27 protein-coding genes and 4 pseudogenes are annotated in these 20,830 nt (G+C 24.7%); 25 read left to right on the top strand and 6 right to left on the bottom strand.

What is annotated here, in order from left to right:
• Positions 1-252: 252 nt before the first annotated feature.
• The 3 genes from rpsB to AACK93_RS03795 all read left to right on the top strand — a co-directional run bounded on the left by rpsB (position 253) and on the right by AACK93_RS03795 (position 2,575).
• The gene (gene rpsB, locus AACK93_RS03805) at positions 253-1,062 is read left to right on the top strand and encodes a 30S ribosomal protein S2 (protein WP_422398184.1); all 810 of its coding nucleotides are present in this window, start codon (positions 253-255) and stop codon (positions 1,060-1,062) included.
• Positions 1,062-1,904, top strand: coding sequence for a translation elongation factor Ts (gene tsf / locus AACK93_RS03800; protein ID WP_339025383.1), 843 nt, complete (start codon positions 1,062-1,064; stop codon positions 1,902-1,904). Before rpsB ends, tsf begins: the two co-directional genes overlap by 1 nt.
• Positions 1,905-2,044: 140 nt before the next feature.
• Positions 2,045-2,575 carry a hypothetical protein gene (locus AACK93_RS03795; RefSeq protein WP_339025382.1) on the top strand — a complete coding sequence of 177 codons (531 nt, stop codon included), beginning with the start codon at positions 2,045-2,047 and terminating at the stop codon, positions 2,573-2,575.
• Between the two features lie 545 nt (positions 2,576-3,120).
• Here the strand turns inward: AACK93_RS03795 and AACK93_RS03790 are convergent.
• A pseudogene (locus AACK93_RS03790) lies at positions 3,121-4,330 on the bottom strand (IS256 family transposase).
• Positions 4,331-5,223: 893 nt separating this feature from the next.
• Here AACK93_RS03790 and AACK93_RS03785 point away from each other — a divergent pair.
• Complete coding sequence (locus tag AACK93_RS03785; protein WP_339025381.1) at positions 5,224-5,469, top strand: transposase family protein; 246 nt, start codon at positions 5,224-5,226, stop codon at positions 5,467-5,469.
• Between the two features lie 74 nt (positions 5,470-5,543).
• Positions 5,544-6,661: pseudogene (locus tag AACK93_RS03780) on the top strand (IS3 family transposase).
• A gap of 68 nt (positions 6,662-6,729) precedes the next feature.
• On the opposite strand, the gene tsaB reads toward AACK93_RS03780, so the two are convergent.
• Genes tsaB through AACK93_RS08095 form a run of 3 tightly spaced genes read right to left on the bottom strand, consistent with a single transcriptional unit; the run spans position 6,730 to position 7,674 of the window.
• Positions 6,730-7,317 (bottom strand): tRNA (adenosine(37)-N6)-threonylcarbamoyltransferase complex dimerization subunit type 1 TsaB, encoded by a 588-nt coding sequence (gene tsaB / locus AACK93_RS03775; protein ID WP_339025380.1) that lies wholly within the window; start codon positions 7,315-7,317, stop codon positions 6,730-6,732.
• Complete coding sequence (locus tag AACK93_RS03770) at positions 7,317-7,523, bottom strand: hypothetical protein (RefSeq protein WP_339025378.1); 207 nt, start codon at positions 7,521-7,523, stop codon at positions 7,317-7,319. The genes tsaB and AACK93_RS03770 overlap by 1 nt, the downstream gene beginning before the upstream one ends.
• Positions 7,489-7,674, bottom strand: a complete 186-nt coding sequence (locus tag AACK93_RS08095) for a type III pantothenate kinase (RefSeq protein WP_422398183.1) — start codon at positions 7,672-7,674, stop codon at positions 7,489-7,491. Before AACK93_RS08095 ends, AACK93_RS03770 begins: the two co-directional genes overlap by 35 nt.
• A 455-nt stretch (positions 7,675-8,129) precedes the next feature.
• On the opposite strand from AACK93_RS08095, the pseudogene AACK93_RS03765 reads away from it, so the two are divergent.
• Positions 8,130-9,193 (top strand): annotated as a pseudogene (locus tag AACK93_RS03765) (IS3 family transposase).
• A gap of 77 nt (positions 9,194-9,270) precedes the next feature.
• Here the strand turns inward: AACK93_RS03765 and ybeY are convergent.
• A complete protein-coding gene (ybeY, locus tag AACK93_RS03760) occupies positions 9,271-9,738 on the bottom strand; it encodes an rRNA maturation RNase YbeY (RefSeq protein WP_339025377.1) in 468 nt (155 codons plus the stop codon).
• A 273-nt stretch (positions 9,739-10,011) separates the two neighbouring features.
• Between ybeY and rpsT the strand changes: the two genes are divergently transcribed.
• Together rpsT and AACK93_RS03750 are read left to right on the top strand one after the other, a co-directional pair.
• The gene (gene rpsT / locus AACK93_RS03755; protein WP_339025376.1) at positions 10,012-10,287 is read left to right on the top strand and encodes a 30S ribosomal protein S20; all 276 of its coding nucleotides are present in this window, start codon (positions 10,012-10,014) and stop codon (positions 10,285-10,287) included.
• 233 nt (positions 10,288-10,520) lie between these two features.
• Positions 10,521-10,754 carry a hypothetical protein gene (locus tag AACK93_RS03750; RefSeq protein ID WP_339025374.1) on the top strand — a complete coding sequence of 78 codons (234 nt, stop codon included), beginning with the start codon at positions 10,521-10,523 and terminating at the stop codon, positions 10,752-10,754.
• Positions 10,755-11,248: 494 nt separating this feature from the next.
• Here the strand turns inward: AACK93_RS03750 and AACK93_RS08090 are convergent.
• Positions 11,249-11,509: pseudogene (locus AACK93_RS08090) on the bottom strand (transposase); the annotation flags it as partial.
• A 538-nt stretch (positions 11,510-12,047) separates the two neighbouring features.
• Here AACK93_RS08090 and AACK93_RS03745 point away from each other — a divergent pair.
• The 17 genes from AACK93_RS03745 to AACK93_RS03665 all read left to right on the top strand — a co-directional run bounded on the left by AACK93_RS03745 (position 12,048) and on the right by AACK93_RS03665 (position 20,626).
• Positions 12,048-12,683: a hypothetical protein gene (locus tag AACK93_RS03745; protein WP_339025372.1), complete on the top strand. Its 636-nt coding sequence runs from the start codon at positions 12,048-12,050 to the stop codon at positions 12,681-12,683.
• Positions 12,684-13,167: 484 nt separating this feature from the next.
• A complete protein-coding gene (locus AACK93_RS03740) occupies positions 13,168-13,548 on the top strand; it encodes a hypothetical protein (protein WP_339025371.1) in 381 nt (126 codons plus the stop codon).
• Between the two features lie 189 nt (positions 13,549-13,737).
• The gene (locus tag AACK93_RS03735; RefSeq protein ID WP_339025369.1) at positions 13,738-13,995 is read left to right on the top strand and encodes a hypothetical protein; all 258 of its coding nucleotides are present in this window, start codon (positions 13,738-13,740) and stop codon (positions 13,993-13,995) included.
• Positions 13,996-14,070: 75 nt separating this feature from the next.
• Complete coding sequence (locus AACK93_RS03730; protein ID WP_339025367.1) at positions 14,071-14,199, top strand: hypothetical protein; 129 nt, start codon at positions 14,071-14,073, stop codon at positions 14,197-14,199.
• A gap of 306 nt (positions 14,200-14,505) precedes the next feature.
• Complete coding sequence (locus tag AACK93_RS03725; RefSeq protein WP_339025366.1) at positions 14,506-14,793, top strand: hypothetical protein; 288 nt, start codon at positions 14,506-14,508, stop codon at positions 14,791-14,793.
• A 29-nt stretch (positions 14,794-14,822) separates the two neighbouring features.
• Positions 14,823-15,197 (top strand): hypothetical protein, encoded by a 375-nt coding sequence (locus tag AACK93_RS03720; RefSeq protein ID WP_339025364.1) that lies wholly within the window; start codon positions 14,823-14,825, stop codon positions 15,195-15,197.
• The gene (locus tag AACK93_RS03715) at positions 15,163-16,080 is read left to right on the top strand and encodes a hypothetical protein (protein ID WP_339025363.1); all 918 of its coding nucleotides are present in this window, start codon (positions 15,163-15,165) and stop codon (positions 16,078-16,080) included. Before AACK93_RS03720 ends, AACK93_RS03715 begins: the two co-directional genes overlap by 35 nt.
• The gene (locus tag AACK93_RS03710; RefSeq protein ID WP_339025361.1) at positions 16,080-16,394 is read left to right on the top strand and encodes a hypothetical protein; all 315 of its coding nucleotides are present in this window, start codon (positions 16,080-16,082) and stop codon (positions 16,392-16,394) included. The genes AACK93_RS03715 and AACK93_RS03710 overlap by 1 nt, the downstream gene beginning before the upstream one ends.
• A 299-nt stretch (positions 16,395-16,693) precedes the next feature.
• The gene (locus AACK93_RS03705; protein ID WP_339025360.1) at positions 16,694-16,891 is read left to right on the top strand and encodes a hypothetical protein; all 198 of its coding nucleotides are present in this window, start codon (positions 16,694-16,696) and stop codon (positions 16,889-16,891) included.
• 496 nt (positions 16,892-17,387) lie between these two features.
• Positions 17,388-17,711 carry a hypothetical protein gene (locus AACK93_RS03700; RefSeq protein WP_339025359.1) on the top strand — a complete coding sequence of 108 codons (324 nt, stop codon included), beginning with the start codon at positions 17,388-17,390 and terminating at the stop codon, positions 17,709-17,711.
• A gap of 86 nt (positions 17,712-17,797) precedes the next feature.
• Positions 17,798-18,094 (top strand): hypothetical protein, encoded by a 297-nt coding sequence (locus AACK93_RS03695; protein ID WP_339025358.1) that lies wholly within the window; start codon positions 17,798-17,800, stop codon positions 18,092-18,094.
• A gap of 29 nt (positions 18,095-18,123) precedes the next feature.
• A complete protein-coding gene (locus AACK93_RS03690) occupies positions 18,124-18,336 on the top strand; it encodes a hypothetical protein (protein ID WP_339025356.1) in 213 nt (70 codons plus the stop codon).
• A 165-nt stretch (positions 18,337-18,501) separates the two neighbouring features.
• Positions 18,502-18,624, top strand: a complete 123-nt coding sequence (locus AACK93_RS03685; protein ID WP_339025354.1) for a hypothetical protein — start codon at positions 18,502-18,504, stop codon at positions 18,622-18,624.
• A gap of 125 nt (positions 18,625-18,749) precedes the next feature.
• Positions 18,750-18,911 (top strand): hypothetical protein, encoded by a 162-nt coding sequence (locus AACK93_RS03680; protein ID WP_339025352.1) that lies wholly within the window; start codon positions 18,750-18,752, stop codon positions 18,909-18,911.
• Between the two features lie 240 nt (positions 18,912-19,151).
• Positions 19,152-20,024 carry a hypothetical protein gene (locus AACK93_RS03675; RefSeq protein WP_339025350.1) on the top strand — a complete coding sequence of 291 codons (873 nt, stop codon included), beginning with the start codon at positions 19,152-19,154 and terminating at the stop codon, positions 20,022-20,024.
• Positions 20,025-20,037: 13 nt separating this feature from the next.
• Positions 20,038-20,325 carry a hypothetical protein gene (locus tag AACK93_RS03670; RefSeq protein ID WP_339025349.1) on the top strand — a complete coding sequence of 96 codons (288 nt, stop codon included), beginning with the start codon at positions 20,038-20,040 and terminating at the stop codon, positions 20,323-20,325.
• Between the two features lie 55 nt (positions 20,326-20,380).
• Positions 20,381-20,626, top strand: a complete 246-nt coding sequence (locus AACK93_RS03665) for a hypothetical protein (RefSeq protein ID WP_339025347.1) — start codon at positions 20,381-20,383, stop codon at positions 20,624-20,626.
• The last annotated feature ends 204 nt before the right edge of the window (positions 20,627-20,830 follow it).

Raw genomic sequence — 20,830 nt, 5'->3', positions numbered from 1 at the left:
ACAAGAAAGGTATGGTTAGTTTAGTAATTAAATAATATAATTAGCTGATTGTTTTATTTCTTCAAAGCAATACCCAAGAAAACTAAACGTGACCATTAAAAAAACTGGTGTAATTGATTTAATATAAATGTGTTATAATCTATCTGTTAATATTGTTAAAAGCAACACATATATGAATTCATTAGTCTAGTGCTTATTAAATTAAGTGATTAATGTTAGAAGGATATGGAAGAAAAACGAAAGGAAATAAATATGGCAAGCGTTACTAAGGAACAGTTATTAGAAGCGGGGGCTCATTTTGGTCATCAAACTAAAAGATGAAATCCCAAGATGAAAAATTATATTTTCACTCAAAAAAGTGGAGTTTATATTATTGATTTACATAAAACAATGATTAAGTTAGAAGAAGCTTTAGAGTTTGTTAAATCAATAACTAAAATTGGTGGAAAAATTATTTTTGTTGGCACTAAGAAACAAGCTCAAAACGTTATTAAAGAACAAGCAGTAAGAAGTAATTCTTTTTATGTTAATAAGAGATGACTTGGGGGAACTTTAACTAATTTAAGAACAATTCAAAAAAGTGTTAAAAAATTATGAAATATTGAACGACGAGAAAAAACTACTGAGTTATCTATTTTACCAAAAAAAGAACAAATTTTAATTCAAAAAGATAAAGAGAAATTAGATAAGTTTTTAAGTGGAATTCGTCATATGCGAGCATTACCACAAGCAATATTTGTTATTGATACTAATGTTGAACACAATGCAATTAAAGAAGCATTGAAGTTAAATATTCCTATTATTGCTATTTGTGATACTAATAGTGATCCTGATGGTATTAGTTATCTAATTCCTGGAAATGATGATGCTGCTAAAACAATTGCTTTAATTTCAACATTAGTTGCCGATGCTATTATTGAAGCTACTGATTTAACTATTGTTAAAGAAGAAAAACCACAAACTAATGATAGTGCTGAATCAGTCCCGGCAGTTATTTTTCCAAGTAAAAAGGAAACAGAAATTGTTGAAAAAAATGACGGCGAGAAAGGAACTAAAGAATAATGCCAATAACAATAGAAATGATTAAAAGTTTGCGTGACCGTACTAGTGTTGGACTTATGGATTGCAAAAAAGCATTAGAGGCTAGTAATGGCAATATTGAAGCAGCGATTCAATGATTAAGAACAAATGGTATTGCAAAGGCACAAGCTAAACAAGCGAGAATTAATACTGAGGGATTATCAAAAATTTTAGTTGTTGATGATATAGCGATTATTTTAGAATTAAATTGTGAAACTGATTTTGTTGCTAAAAATAAATTATTTCTTGAATTATTAGATAATATTTTAACCTTATTTTTGAAACATCAACCACTTACTTTAGAAGCGGGATTATTGTTAAAAAATAAAGAAAATATTGTTGTTAATGATTTATTAAATGAGGCAACATATAAATTAGGTGAAAAGATTAGTATTCGTCGTTTTACGATTATTACTAAAAGTGATCAAGAGACATTAGTGGGATATAATTATGGTAATTATCGTATTGCTAGTTTAGTTAAGTTACAAGGTCAAGTTGATAATTATATTGCTAAAAAAATTGCAATGCATGTTGTGGCTTCAAAACCCGCCTTTATTAGTCGTGAAGATATTCCTCAAGATTTTATTAATAAGGAAATGAATATTATTAATAGTCAAATAGCAACAGAAAATAGGCCACAAGAAATTTTGGAAAAAATTAAACAAGGTCGTTTAGATAAGCAGTTAGCAAAATATTCTTTATTAGATCAACCTTTTATGTTTGAAGAAAAGAAAAAAGTTCAAGAAATTCTTAAAATGCATAATACAAAAGTTTTAGTAATGTATCGTTATGAAGTTGGCGAAGGAATTACTAAAATTGATTAATTTTTATTAATTAGCGATACATTAACATTGAAATAAAAATAAAATAAAGGAGACATAATTAAGTGTATTTATCAATAATAGTTTATTTCTTATTTGCATTTTATTTTGGTTTGATAGCAATAATTATTGGTAGTTTTACAATGTTTAACAAAGTTACATCAAAAGCAGGATTTTGAAATAAGAAACAATCATTGATTTTATTAACAATTATTGTAATGAATTTACCGTTACAGTTAACAACATTAATATTAACAATTACTAGTAAAACATATAATTTTTCCATTAGTGATAATTTATCATCAGATGATAAATTTGCTATTAGTTTATTAACAATAAATTTTGCTTTACTTATTTTTACTGTCGTTTATTGTATTTTAGTTTCTGATTATTTAGCTGTTAAGTTTACGAAGCGATTTGTTTTTCTTTTTGGACGAAAGATTCGGATTGAAAAAATTTATGAAATAAATGAGAATGAAAATGATTATTTAACAGTTCGGTTTATTGAAGGCTCTAGAGCAAAAAGAAAAATTAGTTGAAATAAAAAAAGTTTAACAACAAAATTTATTTTGGAAAATTATCAAGATTATATTCATAAGGTAATGAATTTAGAAGAAAATAATCTGCTTAACAAAAAACCACTTAAAAAGGTGCGTTCAAAAAAAGAAAAATAATAATATTTTAAAAGAAAAAATTTAAGATTTTAATTAAAGGTACGTATAAAGTTTTGTTAGGTAGGTAAATATTTGGATAAGTATTAAGACAGTCAGCAAGTAATAAAGTTTATAATTTTAAAATCAAAAGCTTACAAAAAATGAGGTTTCATTCTGGTAATTTTCACTATCTTCCGCCAGGAACAACTAAATTTATAGAAGTTAATATAAATAAAAAAGATAATAGCAATTTAAATGAAAAATTACCAGAATTAAAAAACTTAAGAAATTTTAATTTTAAATTTATAAAATCAGAATTCTATAACAATCAAAGCAAAAGGCACAATTTTAAATGACGACAAACAAAATGATAATACAACAGATTACAGTTTAATATGTACAAATGATTTTGAAATTAAAATTAAAAATCTATAATAACTAAATTTAAAAACTGTTAAAATTAAAAAAATTAACTACTCAAAGAAAGATAATTTTTACAGTAACAAGACCTCTAAACAACTATAAGCAGGGATTGTACAATTAACTTGTGTCTCTAAGTAATTAACTTAAATTCACTCTGCTCTGTCTTCAAATTTTATCATTAAATGTGAAATTGCACTACCCGAATTTTGAATTGGCATTGTTCATTTTTTAGTCATATTTTGAAATGCTAAATAAAATGTTTTAAAAACTGATAAATCATTAGGAAAAATCTTTTTATTTTTAACGACTTTTCTTAATTGACTATTAACAGACTCTATTGCATTAGTTGTATAAATAATTATTCTAAATTCTTGAGGATATTCAAGAAAAATTATTAAATTATTTCAGTTATTTTTTCATGATTTAGTAATTTGTGGATACTTTTTATTTCATTTTTCAGCAAAATTGTCTAAAGCAACCAACGCTATTTCTTCATTAATTACTGTATAAATTGATTTTAAATCATTAGCTACCAGTTTGCGATCTTTGTAAGGAACAAATTTTAAACTATTACGAATTTGATGAACAATACATAATTGATGTTGTGTTTTTGGAAAAACAGCTTCTATTGCATCAGACATTCCTGTTAAATTATCACTACAAGCAACAAGAATATCTTGTAATCCGCGATTTTTCATTTCCGTAAGATTATTCAGTCAAAATTTGGCTCCCTCATTTTCACTAATTCACATTCCTAAAATATCTTTTAAGCTATTTATATTAATTCCTAAGGCAAGATAAACTGCTTTATTTATTATTCGTTTATCTTGCTTTACTTTAACAACAATACAATCAAAATAAACAATCTGATAAATCTTCTCTAAATGTTTAATTTGTCACATTTTAACTTCTTCAATAATATCATTAGTTATTTGAATAATTAAACTTTCTGAAACTTCTGCTCCGTGATAGAATCCTTGCAATTGTACTTTGATATCAGAAATTGTCATTCCTCTTGCATATAAAGAAATTACTTTTTGATCAAAGTTATCAAATTTTCTTTGTCTTTTTGGAATAATTACTGGTTCAAAAGTACTATTTCGATCTCTTGGTACATCAATTACGATTGAACCATTTTTAAGTAATAATGGTTTTTTGTGTGTTGCCATTTCTTTTATTATGATTCTCATCAGTTTCAAGATGATCTTTAATTTCCGTATTTAACATTCTTTCAGTTAATTTTTTGATAAATTCCTGAAAAATATTATTACTTTTAAATAAATCTTGTGGATTATCAATATTTTCTAAAAAATAATCAACAACTTTGTCAATTGTATCAGGTTCTTTTTTTATTTTTTTTTGTCATTTTCTGTTCTCCTTCGTTTAAGTATAATTCAGAATGAATTATCGAGACACAGAATTTTGGACAGGCCCACTAAGCAACTTTTTCATTTTTATTCTCCTTTCTATTTTGACAAAATAAAAACCAGTAATTTTTAATTAATTACTTACTGGTTTGGATATTTTTCTTATTTTTACAAGAAACTAAGTTATTTGTTTTAGTTGTTAAAAATTATTATAAATTGGACGAAAATTAAAAATTGGTTGAGGATCGCTTTCACCTGTTCTTGATATTGTTACTTTTCATTAAAAATTATTTAAATCTTTACCTACCTCTACCTAATAAAACTTTATGCGTCCATAGTTATGTACCAAGTCTAATGTAAAAACCTTAGAAAACAATTATTGATTCAGATTATTCGCAACTCATAAAAATATGTACACTAACAAATGCGAAAAATTAGCTAATAGACTTGGTAAATAACCTTTAATTTTATCTACTATTTTGATAATATTATTTCCTAGATGAAGGATAAATGTTAGATAAATACAAAGAAGAAAATGAATTTTATAGTCTAATAGGCATAAAATATAAAACCTTCATGAAAATGGTAGAAATTTTAAAAGAAGTTGAAGCTAAACAAAAAAATTGGTGGTAGACCAAATAAATTATCAATAGAGCAAAGATTACTTATGACTTTAGAATACTAAAAAGAATATAGTACATATCGTGTTATTGCAAAAAAATATAATATTAGTCATGTTAGTTGTATTCGTAATATCTTTTGAGTTGAAAATACTTTAATAAAAAATAGTCACTTTCATTATACCCGGCAAAAAGATATTGTTGGAAAATAAGGGTACTAATAATAATTTATTAGCAATTGATACTACAGAAATTTCAGTTGAAAGAATTAAAAAAACTAAAATTGTTATTTTCTGGTAAGAAAAGGCAACATTCATTAAAATCGCAAATAATTATTGATTTATTTAGCAATAAAATTATTTCAGTAGATTTTTATTATTGCAGTATTCATGATTATAAGTTATCTTTAAAATCAAATACACTTATAAATTCAAAAATAGAATTAGTTGCCGATTCAGGATATCAAGGTTTGCAAAATGTTCATAAAAATACATTATTTGGATAGGCTACAATAAGTTGGACCATATTTATGCGGACTTTCAAATAAAATAAAATTATTAAGAAAGTAGGAATATAAAAATGGGCAAAGGTTCATATACAGATGAATTTAAAAAACAAATTGTCATGCTTTATCAAAACGGGAAAAGCATTATTGAAATTATTAATGAATATGGTATTTCAAAATCTGTTATTTATAATTGAATAAAATCATTCGATAATTCTGGTTCTTTTAAAGCAAAAGATAATCAAAGTAATGAAGAAAATGAATTAATTTACTTACGAAAAGAATTAAAACAATTACGAATGGAAAACGATATTTTAAAGCAAGCGGCACTGATAATGGCCAAAAAATAACAATAATTAATAACAACAATAACAAATATTCAGCGAAGAAAATATGTAAGATTTTGGGTTTATCAAAATCAACGTATTATTATTATTATCAACCTAATAAATGCACTAACAAGCAAGTTAATAACTATGAACAAGAAATAGTTATCAGTGCGTTTAATAAAAGTCGCAAAATTTATGGGGCTCGTAAAATTAAAGCCGTTTTAATAAGAAAAGATATCATCTTATTGCGGCAAAAAATCAGATGCATTATGATCAAAAATAATTTGGTTTCTAAATAAACCAAATTAAAATATCGTAATCACAAAACAACAGCTAATAATGCCCAAATCAGCAATGTTTTAAATCATGAATTTAATGACAAAAAACCTAATGAAGTTGTTGTTAGTGATTTAACATATGTGCAAGTTGGTGATAAATGACACTATATTTGTTTATTAATTGACTTGTTTAATCGCGAAATAATTGGATATAATGCTGGGCTAAACAAAACCGCCGAACTAGTTCAACAAGCTTTTCATAAGATAACACGATCATTAAAGCAAATAATTTTATTTCATACCGATCGCGGTAATGAGTTTAAAAATAAAATCATTGATGAAATTTTAATAACCTTTAATATTAAAAGATCATTAAACAATAAAGGTTGTCCTTATGATAATGCTGTGGCCGAAACAACTTACAAAACCTTTAAAACAGAATTTATTAAAGGTAAAAAATTTGAAAATTTAACACAATTAAAATAAGAACTATTTGATTTTGTTAATTGATACAACAATATTCGAATTCACGGTAGCTTAAATTATTTAACACCCGTTGAATTTAGAAAATGGCAGTCTACATAAAAAATGTCCTAAAAAGGATTGCCATTCAAATCAAGAGTTTTCTATAAAATTAAAAAAAATTTTTATTTTTATTCATAATGCTTTTTAAGTTGTAATTCCTTTAAATATAATGCTTTTAAATCATCAACATTAGTTACTTTTTTACATAAATGTTTAATTTGTAAAAAATTTTCTACTAAATCAACACGATGATAATCTTCAATTAACTTAAATTTTTTTCATTCTTTTTTCAATAAAAATAAATTATTTCTTGTAACTACTTGTTCTAAAACACTCGGATTTAAATTATCATAAACCGCAACAAAAAATTGATCAGTTTTAGCATTAATAACACTAATCGCCTGCTTGTTACCAACTTGCAATAATAAACTATTCGTAACAAAAACTTGCAACGCCTCATTAACTGCTTTCATTGTTTTCGCAATTGTAATCCCTACCCGAATTCCAGTATAACTTCCCGGACCAACGGTTAAATACAAACCATCAATATCAAATCAACTTAATTTATTATTAGTTAACATTTCATCAATTAAAACTGTTGCCCTCTCGGTATGTTTTTGATGATTTCAAATTTGTAAACTATCTAATAAACCACGATCATCTTGTAAAATAATTACTAAATATCCATTTGTTGTATCTAAAAATAATGTTTTCATTATTCTTCACCTTCATTTAATGTTCATAAAATATTTAAACCAATAAAAATTAAATCATTAATAAATTGATAATCTTGCAAAATATTTTTAACAAAAAAATAATTACCACTCAATATTATTACTAATGAATCTTTTAATTGTTTTTGATAAATTTCAACAATATCTTTACCTTTAATCGCCATTGCATCATTGCATTGCATGTCCATAAATAATACCAACACTTAAGCAATCTTTAGTATTCTTGACAATCATTTCTTGTGGCAAAAATCAAGGATCTTTTTTTAACAAAGATGCTTTTTCAATTAAAGCTTCACTACTTGTTAGTAATCCCGGTAATATTGTACCACCAATAAACAAATTATCTTTAATACATGAAACCGTTGTTGCTGCCCCGCATATCAATAATAATTATATATCCTATTTGGATAAACACTAACAGCGCCTATCGCTACCGGGTCGCGTTTAGTTTTCTTAGGTATTGCTTTGAAGAAGTAAAACAAACAGCTAATTGTATTATTTAATTACTAAACTAACCCCGCCTTTCTTGTTATTATCATCTTTATTCATCGTCATTTTATCATATTATTGAATTTTTACACAATAAAAAATTATTAATTTTATTAAATTTTCACTAATATTTTTAATTACTTAAATATAATATATTTATTTGTATATACAATGTTACCTTTACTATGGATAGGCTACAATAAGTTGGATCATAATTATATAGACTTCGAAATTATTAAGAAAGAAGGAATATAAAAATGGGAAATAAAACCTCATACTCTGAAGAATTTAAAAAATAAATTGTCATGCTATACAAAAATGGCAAAAGTGTTATTAATTTAGGGAAAGAATATAATTTACCAAAACCAACTATTTATAGTTGAGTTAAAAATTATAATAATTCTGGTTCATTTAAAGCAAAAGACAATCGTACACTAGAAGAAAATGAAATAATAACCTTACGAAAAGAACTTAAAGACTTAAAAATGGAAAATGACATTTTAAAGCAATCGACACTGATAATGGCCAAAAAATAACAATAATTAATAGCAATAAGAAAAAATATTCGATAAGAAAAATGTGTAAATTATTAAATATTTCAAAATCCAATTACTATTATCAAATTAATAAATACACAAGGAAAATAGTGAATAATTATAATCAAGAAATTATCAGTGCATTTAACGAAAGCCGCCAAGTCTATGAAGCTCGAAAAATCAAAGTAGTATTAGCTCATAAAAGTATTAACCTATCTAGACACAAAATTAGAAATATTATGAAAAACAATAATTTGATATCAAAGTACACAAAAACAAGACTTAAATGCAAAAATATTCAAGTAAATAATGATCCAGTAAATAACATTGTAAACCGAGACTTTAATAATAGAAAAATAAATGAAATTATCGTTAGTGACTTAACTTATATAAAGTAGGTTTTAAATGATTTTATGTGTGTCTCCTAATTGATTTGTATAATCGCGAGATTGTTGGTTATAGTTGCGGACTAAATAAAAATACGGAGTTGGTTTATCAAGCTATTATGCGAATTACTAGACCATTATCAAAAATTGAAATATTTCATACCGACCGAGGTAATGAGTTTAAAAATAATATAATTGATCAATTATTATCTACATTTAAAATTCAAAGATCATTGAGTGCGAAGGGTTGTCCATATGATAATGCAGTTGCTGAAGCAACTTATAAAGTTTTTAAAACAGAATTTTATTAATGGTAGAAAATTCAATGATCTTGCACAATTAGAACTTGAATTATTTGATTACATTAATTGATACAATAATCTTAGAATACATGGCAGTTTAAATTATTTATCTCCAGTTACTTTTAGAAAACAAATGTCTATATAAAAATTATCCTAAAAAGGGTTGCCAATCCACTTAACTATTTTAATATTTTTAAATAATCTTTTTTCATGATTTCTCCTCTATTTATTTCTAGTAATTTTTAACTTTCTTAATACTTCATCTTGTAAAGCAAACATGATATCTTCTTCTGATTTAGTTTGATGATCATATCCCAATAAATGTAACAAACCGTGTAAAAATAAGAACGATAACTCTCGCAATAAATTATGTTCATATTTATCCGCTTGTTCTTGTGCTAATTCAAAACAAATAAAAATATCACCTAAAATTCGCATATTAATCATCCCATAAAGCTTTTGATTATCTGGTTCAACGGGAAAAGATAGCACATCAGCAACATAATTTTTTTGCCGATAAGTTTGATTTAATTTTAAACTCATTTCTTTACTAATAATGTTTAACGATAATTCTAAAGCATCATCAATATTTAACATATCAGTTATTGTATTTAAAATTTTATGTCACGAGTTAGCATAAAATGTAACATCAAATCCATCATTATTAATGATATCAAAATTATTTTTCATATCTTACCTCATTAATTAAATTATATCAAATTAATTTAGTTTTAAAATATTGTAATAACTTTTACTATTATAACAAATGGTTTTATTAATAAGTATTGCTAGGGCAGGGTTAGTTTGGTGATTAAATAATATAATTAGCTGATTGTTTTATTTCTTTAAAGCAATACCTAAGAAAACTAAACGCGACTCTTTTTAAGAACTAGTTTACTAAAAAACAATTATTTGCTATAATTACCTTTGGTTTTATAAATAAAATAAACTAAGGAGACAACGATGGCAAATATCAAATCACAAATTAAACGCACAATAACAAATGAAAAAGCAAGACAAAGAAATGTTAATATCAAATCAACAACAAGAACAGCAATTAAAAAAGCTAAAATTGCAATTACCAGTAATGAAACTAATATGCAACAAACATTAAATCACGCTATTTCAATGCTTGACCGAGCGGAAAGTAAAAATATTTTTCACAAAAATAAAGTTGCCCGAATAAAATCTAAACTAGCTATTAAAGCTAATAATATTAATATTAAAGAAACTAAATAAGAAAAGAGTGTTAACTAACACTTTTTTGGGCCTGTCCAAAATTCTGTGTCTCGATAATTCATTCTGAATTATACTTAAACGAAGGAGAACAGAAAATGACAAAAAAAATAAAAAAAGAACCTGATGCAATTGATAAAGTTGTGAATTATGACGATTATTAGGGGGGTGAAGTCAACTGAGAACGCGTTGCCAAAATGCAAGACTGAGGTGTTGTGTTGCAACCGAAATTCATGGTGCTATTATTAATTCACGATGGGGGCTGGTCTAATAACATTCCTTTAAGTATTGACAAATTAAATGATGATGACAAAAATAATGTCATGTGGGTGTTAGAAAAATTCGCTCGTCAAGTTCTTGATTTAAATAGATATCCATTTTTATCAAAATCATATCTTGATCCTTATGAAGATTTAAAACAAAAACATAATGCATTACAACAACCAAAATGAGACCAAGCATGAGAATAATACGATGTCTACAAAAGCGGAGCAATTCCCTTTCTCGAATATCGCATCCAAATCAGAGAAAAATAATTAGAACAAATGGAAGAAGATTTAATAAAATTTAATTCCAATTCAAAACCTACACGAATTACTTGTAGATTAATTAAATCTTATAAAGAAAAAATTCCATTAAGAAAAACAAAAATTGCTAAATTAAAATCTGAATTGAATTTGCTGAAAGCAAAAGAAATGCAAATTAAAAAAGAAAAGTAACTTTATTTAACCCTTGAAAATGAAAATCTAAGATTAAAAAAAGAAATTTTAGAAATGGAACTAAAACTAAAAGAAACAAATAGAGAAAGGTAAAATATGCCAAGTTTGGCATATTTTATTAATTTTATAGACATGTATTGATAGCATTAAAAAATTTTTATGGTATGGCAACTCTTTTTTGGACACTTTTTATGTAGACTGTTGTTTTTTCTAGGAGCTGTTCAATTAACTATGTCTCTAAGTAATTAACTTAAATCCATTCTGTCTTCAAATTTTATCATTAAATGTGAAATTGCACTACCCCAATTTTGAATTGGCATTGTTCATTTTTTAGTCATATTTTGAAATACTAAATAAAATATTTTAAAAACTGATAAATCATTAGGAAAAATCTTTTTATTTTTAACGACTTTTCTTAATTGACTATTAACAGACTCTATTCTATTAGTTGTATAAATAATTCTTCTAAATTCTTGAGGATATTCAAGAAAAATTATTAAATTATCTATACAATATTGAAAATACTAATTGAGGTGGTGGTGGTGACAATGTGCCAAGCAATTATTCCTGTTTTGACAATATTGAAAATATTAATGAATCAAATAAAAATTAGAGTAAAAGTAATTTATCTTAAAAACAGCAATTAAAATAAAGTTGCTGTTTTTTATTTTTTCAAAATAGAAAGGATGATAAATAGTGAATGAAAAAATTACTTAGTTTGTTGTCAATATTTTTGTTATCGTTTGCAAATACAATGACTTTGATTAGTTGTGGCAATATTGCAAATAACAAAGTACCTTTGCCACCAACTAATTTAAATAATAAGTTAAAAATTAATTTTAGAAACAAATATTGATTTAGAAAAAATGTACTTACCCCACCCCGTTTTAATACAAAAACGAGGTTATAAAGGAATTTTCTTTAACTGATATAAGGACAGATACAATCAAAAATTTAACTAATGCCTTTTTAAGGCAAACAGATAATAATTTATCAATTAAATTTAAAACAGAATTTAGTACTTACGAACAATTGCAAAATTATTTGAAAATAGAACAACAAAAATATTGGAAAAATTTACTTAATAACATTTGTCAACAATACCAAGATAATTTAAAGCAACTTATTTTATTATTTTATAATTTTGTTGCTAATATTTGAAATAAAACAAACATAAATGAAATTTTAAGGAAAATAGAAATTAAAAATATCATTGATGGTGATACCAATCTCTTAGGACAAACAAATAATCATCAAACTATTTTCATAAACAAAAAGATTTTATCTTGTGCGTTTGAAAAAACAATAAATAGTGAATGATACAAAGGACAATTTACAACCAATAACTTTTTTCATATTTTAATCCACGAATTAGGATATATCTTTTATTTTTATGATTGAGAAACATTTAAAATCAATCATATTTTTTATTTAAAGCAATTCTTAGCACAAAAAATTAATAACTTAAATAAATTTTCAGAACTGAACAAAGAAAAAGTTTTAAAGATATTTGCCAAGAGTAATTATGGATTAAGTGATGATGACGAGTTATTGGCAGAGGGTTTTGCATATTGGTTATTAACAAAACAAAATATGCAAACAAAAATATGAGAATTTTGAAACGAATATTTTACAAGATATTTACCACAAATAAGAGATAAAAAAAGAAAGGAAGTGTAAATGATGTTAAACACAATAATTGGAATGATGGGAACAATTGCCATAATCGGCTTGTTTGGTTGTTCATGAAAGTTTCTTGGTATTAAATTGCAAAAAATGAAAAAACAAATTGAGTTAATCAAATATAAAAAAACTTGCCAAATAATATTATATGTTAGCATAAGTTGTTTTGTGTTGTTTTTGTTAGTAATTGGATTGTGATTTGGACTAATATATTCGACTTTGAAATATAAAGGAGTAAATTTAATGAACTGAAAAATTGAACTTATAACAATATTTGTACTATTTACTATAAATATTTTATGACAAATAATAACTGGATTTATTGTGTTTAAAAAAGAAATAAGTGAGCAAAAAATGCTTACTTTATTAATCTAACCACTACTATCTTTTATTTTTGGTATTTTAATTATGAATATTATAAAAATTATTTTATGTTTTATTTCTTAATAAATACTAGTAAACAGAAAGGTGGTTTTATGATATGAAAAAAACTATATTGGTGTCACTGTTATTAACAGTCGCAATTGGTATAAGAGATTTACTTATTTTTAAATCAACAATCAATGATAATTATTTGATATCAAAACAAGAGAAAATTATTAGCAAAAATGCAAAGAAAAGTTTTAATCCAACAGCGCCAATTTTTACAAAAAATATTAATTGAGATAATGATATTGATGCCGAAACAAACGGAACTTGGGGCGGTGAGATTTATACAGAAAAAGTAGAATCAGCATATTATTATGTTAATATACTGAATTATGCTGATAGTTGAAATGATTTTAAAAATAAGTACAAACAGATTAAAATAGATTTTGAGGGTTATGTTGATTATAAACAAAGCAGCAAAAGTTGATTATAATACACTTATCACTATATCGATATAAATAAAATAAGTGGCATAGCAAAAACATCGCAGATTTTTCATCACTATCAAGGTTATACACAAAATGAAGAGTGAGTCTGAGCAGATGTAAGATATCAATTAGAAAATAATCAAATTAAAATTGATTTTCTAGTTTATGCACGAGCTAAAAACGGATGAAATTCAATGAATACATGAGCTAAAACATGATTAAAAATTAATAAACTAATTTTTAATACAAGTTTTAGTTTTAATGATATGAAAGGTAATTTAACAAGGGAACTAAATAAAGAAGTTAATTATTATTCTATTATTGATAATAATCCACAAAGTTCTCATAATTGAAACCAAATTAAAGAACAAATGGATAATAAAATCAAAAAAGCACTAAATGATAATAATGATACCCAAGGATGAATTGAATTTTTAAATCCAAATTATTAGTTAGAAAAAAGAAATAATGTTTATTTTATAAAAACAATAATTAACATCCGTAATTATCAAAGTGGTAATTATGAAATGTGAGAATTTAAAACGCCACTAAATTTTAATAGTGATTATATTATTGCTAATGCCAAAAATCAAATCAAAAACGAATTAAAACAAACAATTATTTATCAAAGCGATACAATCCAACCAATATTTTAGATAAAAGTAATTGAAATTCAATTAAAACTATCTTAGATAATAAAATATTTAATTTTTTAAGCAAAAAAGGAAAGATAATGGAATGAAAAAAAACTTATTAAACCAAATTATGCCTTAATAACAGAAAATAACAACTATTATCTTAAAACAAGTCTTAATATTTATAATCATTTAACAGAATAATAAGAAAATTGAGTTTTTCAAACAAAATTAAATTTTTCATTAAGTGCAAAATATTGAAAAAGTAAAATTCAAGAACTGATTTTAATAACGCCAGGAAAAATTAGTGATGAAAAGGGCATTGAAATGATTAATGATGTCGAAGAAGTTATCAATAACGGGGGGAATAAATATAATAAAGGAATAATAAAATATCATACAACAACATTTTTTCAATATATTGAACCAAAAGAAAACAACAATGATCCTGGTTATGATATCGTTAAAATAAATGGGGTTAATTTAAACGCTGTTAATGGTTTATACACATATATACTTTTGATGATAAAGAAAAAGTTAATAAATATGAGCTTGAAATTATCCACAGACCAAACCCCAAAATTAAGGGAGATTTTGGAGGTAATTTTAAGTTAACCATTTTAATTGAAACAATTACTCCATCATTGCAATTAAAATTAATGGGATTAGGGCCAAAAAACATCGATTATGAAAAACTAACAAATGAATTTATCAAAGACCCTAGCAATGAAAATAAATCAATCAAAAACCCCAATTATGATTATGATATCGGTTATTTAGCAGAAGCAAGTGCAGTCGGAGCTGGTTTTGAAAACTTTTACAATAATGACAACATTGAAAAAGTTATTCGTTATTTATCAAATGAAAAGTTAGATACTAAATTTGAAAATGGTTATCAATTAGAAAAAAACAAAACTAGTGATGTTAATACCAGTGCTGGTTGATTTCATTTTATCATTCAGCAAAAACGCTTTAATGATTTAAATGGGAATACTCAAACGCCATTTTTATCAACATAAATTTATCTATGTTGATAAAAATAAAAGTTCAAATTATCAGTATTTTTTAAATTCAGTTGATAGTAAAGGCGCGAGTGATTTTTGGAATACAACACAAGGAAGACATCTAAAAAATTACATGATTAACTATAAAAAGTGAAACATAGACAATGATTTAGCAAAATTAAATTTTGAAGCAGTGTTATCATATTGACGAGATTATGTTTCTGATATTCGTAATCATTTAGCAGTCAATGAAAGTATCAATAATTTTAAGTCACTAAATGATTTAAATATTAGTGCTTTAAAAATGAATGCCAAAAATATTAAAACTATTAGAGATAAAATTAATAAATATGCTTGACAAGAAATAAATAAAATCAGTTTATTAGCAATAATAAACAAAGATTATATTATTCAAATATATAAAAAACAGCAATGACAAAAATTAACTGATGATGATTTAAATGAACTAATAACTAATCATCAAGAACAAACAAAAGCAACAATGATAAGAATTAAAGCACTAAATACATCAATGATACTAATCGGGGAAACAAACCAATTTAAAGTTATTAATAACTTAAATTATGATGAAAGTAAAGTCATTGATTTAAGTAAAATTAAGTATCAAAATCAAGAATATAATTTTAAAGATAAAATAAAAGATAATATTTTTAATAATTATATTATGGAATATATTAAACAAGGTTTTAAGATTAATAAATTAGATGAAATATTAGTGCTAGATGTTGATTATCAAATATCATTGCAAGGATTAAATGGTAAAAAAATTAACATTAACGATAATGAATTACAGGAATTTATGGAAAAAATCAAAGAAAATAAAGGCGCTGAGTTGAAAATTACTATTTATGCTTTGGATAATAATAGTTTAAAATAATGGGGAATGTTTCATATAAGTTAATAAATAACCCAACATCAGAAAACACCACTAGCAAACCAAATGAAATCCCCCCAACAAATGGAATAATACCTAGTACGCCCAAAGACCCATTATATCCTAATAATCCCAATGGAAATAAAGAGAATAACGGAAATAATGGGAATGGAGAGAATAATAATCCAAATAAACCAGAAAAACCAAACAAAATACCAGACCCTAATAAACCCGATGAAAATAATGAAAATGGTTGAAAAAAGTTTTTTAAAAAACCAGTTAATTTATTTTTTATGATTTTGATTAATTGGTTATAAGTTGGCGGGTTTATAACTTGAATTATTGTTAAAAATCAATTAAATAAAAAAATTGGGGGCAAAAAATTAAAAAAAGTAAAAAAACAAAGAAAACAAAAAAACAATAAATAAAATATCGGTTTATTCCACTTTTATTTAATACCCTTATTACGCATTTTAAGGGGTAAATTAGGCACTGAAAGTTATTTTATTAATAATTTTATTTTTATATTTTTATTATTATTATTACCAATATAAAAATAGTTTTTAAAACGGCATTTTAAATGTCGTTTTTTATTTTAAATAAAGAGGTGTAAAAAATGAAACCCATATTAGTTATTTTATTTATATTATTACATTTAGGAATTATTATTATATTTTGAAAATGAGCTGATAAAGAAGACAAAAAAGATAGTAAAAATCCTGAATATCCAAATAATAAAAATTTTTTAAAATCTTTATTAGTTGGTATATGTATGGCATGGCATTATTTAATCTTGAATTTACTGGAAATTTAGTAATTTTATTGTGTGGCACAATTTAATTTTTATTATATAAATATCAAATAAAAAAAGTAAGTAAATTATAAGAAAAATTAATAAAAAAGCCAATAAACAAGCATTTAAAATGCTGTTTTTTTTTATATAAAAGAAAGAGGTGTAAAAAATGAAAAATATAATACCAAAAAAATTAAAAGATGTAGAAACCATATACATATGACAAGATTTTGGTTTTTACAAGCTTCCTGTTAATTAATAAATAAATATGAGCTCATTTATTTATTGCAAGAAATATAAGGTTAAATTAACACTTATTATTTTTAGTTATGCCTTGTATTTTTTTGTGCCTTGATAGTAAAGTAATAAACTAAGTTAATTAGTAAACGAAGTTTACTAACAAATTTTGTTAAATATAAATGTTTAAAAAAAAATAAATATTTAACTTAGTTAGATAACTAAGTTAAATATAACTTAGTTTAATATAACTAAATATATTTGTAAGGAGGGTATGTGTGTGATAAATATTGAAAATATTTTTTTAAATACTAAAAAATACCTTTTAAAAGAAACACAAAACGCAATTTTTATTAAAGCACCAGAAATTTCGTGATTTAGCAATCCTATTGGTATCTGATTTTCAAAGCGATTTGTTTATAAAGGAAAATATGAAAATTCTATTTGTATTGGAATAATTAGAAATGGTGAGTATCAGTTGGTTTCAGTTAATAAAAAAGGGCAGGAGTCTAATTTGATTATAGGACAAGAATTGTTAAATTTTTTTGTTTCTGAAAAAGAACATGATAAAAAGGTTGTAAGTTTTGATTATTTTAAAAATTAATTTTAAAGGTATTTTAAGGCGCCTTAAGAATAAAGGTAAATAAAAAAACTCCACAAAACAATCTATCTTGGTTGATGTTTATAGTGGTGGGGCGGCGCGGAAAGCGTATGCTCCGCCCGCTAGTTATGGATGAGTTGAGTTATTTAACTAAGTTATTGCAATTTATTTGATTTGGTGTAGTAAAAAATAGTTTTGGAGTTTTAAAAATGAAAATGTGAGTTAGTTTGGATGAATCACCTAAAAATTATTGTCGAAAGTTTATATATTCTATTAATAAAAAAACTGGATTAGAACAAAAAATTTGAGCGTCTAAATCTGCAGTTGAATTTTTTAGAACTGATTTAGTTGGTGATAATTGACTTTATGTTGATATTGCATATTAAAAGATTAGAAAATTAAGGAGAAAAGAAAGATGAGTATATTTGGATTAGTATTTTTTACGATTTTAACATTATTACTAGCATATTATATTGCGGTTAATATTTATCGGTTTTTTAAAGATAAAAAGAAATATGGTAGTGAAGCAAAACAGTTGCCAAAAGATTTTACTTATGCACAACGAATATTTATTGCGAAGTTTAAGCGAAATTTATTAGAACAAGATGAAAAAGAAATTAAAAATTAGGTTTAGAAAATGTTTAAAAAAATAATTATTGAGTTAATTGAATTAATTTATCCAACCGCTGATTTAACCACCTCAAGTTGTATTTTTGTTTTCAATTTTAATAATTGTAATGCTTTTCGCGGCCATTATTTTTCTACTCTTTTGACCTTTTAAGCGGCAATTATTATGTTTTTAGTTGCTTGAAAAGATTTAGATTGAGAAATGACAAAATTGTATTTTTGGGATTTATTTATTCAAATTACAGTTATTCCGGCGCGAGTTTCTGGCAAAGAAATTGATTTAACTTAAAAAATACTTTGACTTTTAATAGCGAATATTGCCTTTTGAATGGTATTAATAGTCATCGTCTTATTTATGGTTATTTTATTTTATAAGGTTAAATCATATTTTGTTTAGAAAGGGGGGGTGATTATATGATTGGAACTTTCTTAACAGAAGCACCAGCAGCAGCTATTACTGGTGAACAAGCGGTTGCTAACTTATGAAAAACATTAATTAAAGCATTTAGTAATATTTGAAATGATATTATTGGTGGTAATATGCCAAATGTTATTAATTTCTTTGCTACATATTAAGTTTTCTTGCTTGGCGTGATTATTGGTTTATTTTTAATCGCTTTCAAAATGTTTGAAAAATTAATGCTTGGAAGACAGTAATAAAAATAAAGAAAGTGTGATTTAATTGATGCTATTGTTTAAAAAAATAAATTTAAGATTATATGATTTTGTCGGTTTAAATCGCACTTTATTTATTATTGCGTGATTCTCTATGTCTATGGTGCGATTTTGCATTATTATAATCCTCAAAGTTGAAGAATGTTATTTGATGTTATTTACTTATTAATTGCTTTGTATATTCTATATACTAAAATTTCTCATTTTTTTGCTCGTCGTAGTTTTATTAATTTCTTATTAAATTCACCCTTAAATTTAGTAATTGGCGCCTTAGGAACTGGAAAAATTGCTTTAATGGTTTTAGCTTCTTACTTATTGAGTGGTTGAAAAACGATTTCTACTTTTTCGATTACCAATAAACAAATGCTTTCATTAGGACATATGTCTTTATTAGATTATAATTATCCAATTTTAGATGAAAAACATTTACTGTTATGAGATGAAACTAACTTATTTTTAGAAGGAACTGATTATAAAGAAAATGATAGAGTAACCCAAGGGTTTACAAGAATATTTCGCTTCGGCTCGAAAATTTACCCATATCGTATCGTATTAGCAAGCGGACAACGAGCCGAACATATATGAATTAAAGTTCGTGATATTGCGAATTCAATAATTGTTGGTATTAGAAAAAAACCAGTTAGTATTTTCCGACCCTATTTACAAGTTATTTACGGCACTTTTAAATCGGTAAGCGAGTGCGAGCAATGACGATTAACGCTAATTAATGCTAAAAATGATAAAAAAGGTCGCAAAATCAAGTATCGTAGCATTCCAGAATTAGACATTTATTTCTTTAAATTGAAAATTCCGATGTCAATTTTAAACCTTTATGATAATAAATATTTATCATTCTCGCGTGAATTAAGTAATCGTTCTTTGAATGATAATTATCAGCATAAATTTTGAAATGATAATGTGATGGATATTGAAGCATTAGAATATTTAAAAATGGAAAAATTCAGTAAGATACTTACTAAGTTAAAAAATAATCTGAATAAGAAAAATAAATAAAGGAGTTTAAAAAATGGAAAACTTAGAAAAAATGGCTAGTTTGATTGGCGATATGTTTTATAAAGTTTTTGATTTAATTTGAACTTTAACCATTCCTGGAACAGATATTCGTATTATTATTTTTCCGCTAATTATGCTTGTAATAAATCTTGTAATTGGTGGCATTTTAGGTATTCATATTGAACGATCAAAAGTTGGTTTTCGTAAAAAATATCGAAAATCAGTTGCTAATTGAGGAGCTAAAAAAAATCATCTAGTGGGCCAATTAAGAAATTTAGTGGTAATGGTAATGGTCCTCTAAAAATAGACCGTGAGTTAATCAACACGGACGGCGAATAAAAAGGTAGGTATTTAAAATGTTTAAATTAATAATATTATTTATTCTTGTTGCTGTTTTTTTTATTTTTGCTTTAAATGACTTTTTAGGTTTATGAGCCTATGTGCGTGAGGGTTTAGAATATTTTAATAAAGTTTTATCAAAAAATATTAAAATTTTAGATTTGTTTAAACCAATGATAAGGTTATTTTCCCAACATCCGATTTTCCAAATTTTAGGAACGATTTGTATTTTATCAACAATATATTTAATTTTAAGGAGTTAAAAAATGAAGAAGTTAAAGAAAATATTAAGTATTAAATGATTTAAAAGCGTTTTAGGTTTTATGCATTTTTTTATTATATTTCATACTGTCATGGTTATAATTTGAGTATTTTTAACAAAAATTCGAACTAACACAGATAAGTTTTTTAAAGATTTTATATTGTTTGATTTTCAAAATGTAGTTCTTAAGGTGTATTTTTGATTA

This window comes from Spiroplasma endosymbiont of Agriotes lineatus (genome assembly GCF_964019485.1).
GTDB lineage: Bacteria > Bacillota_I > Bacilli_A > Mycoplasmatales > Nriv7 > Nriv7.
Note: the sequence above shows the minus strand (reverse complement) of the source record. Positions and strands in the feature narration are given on the sequence as shown.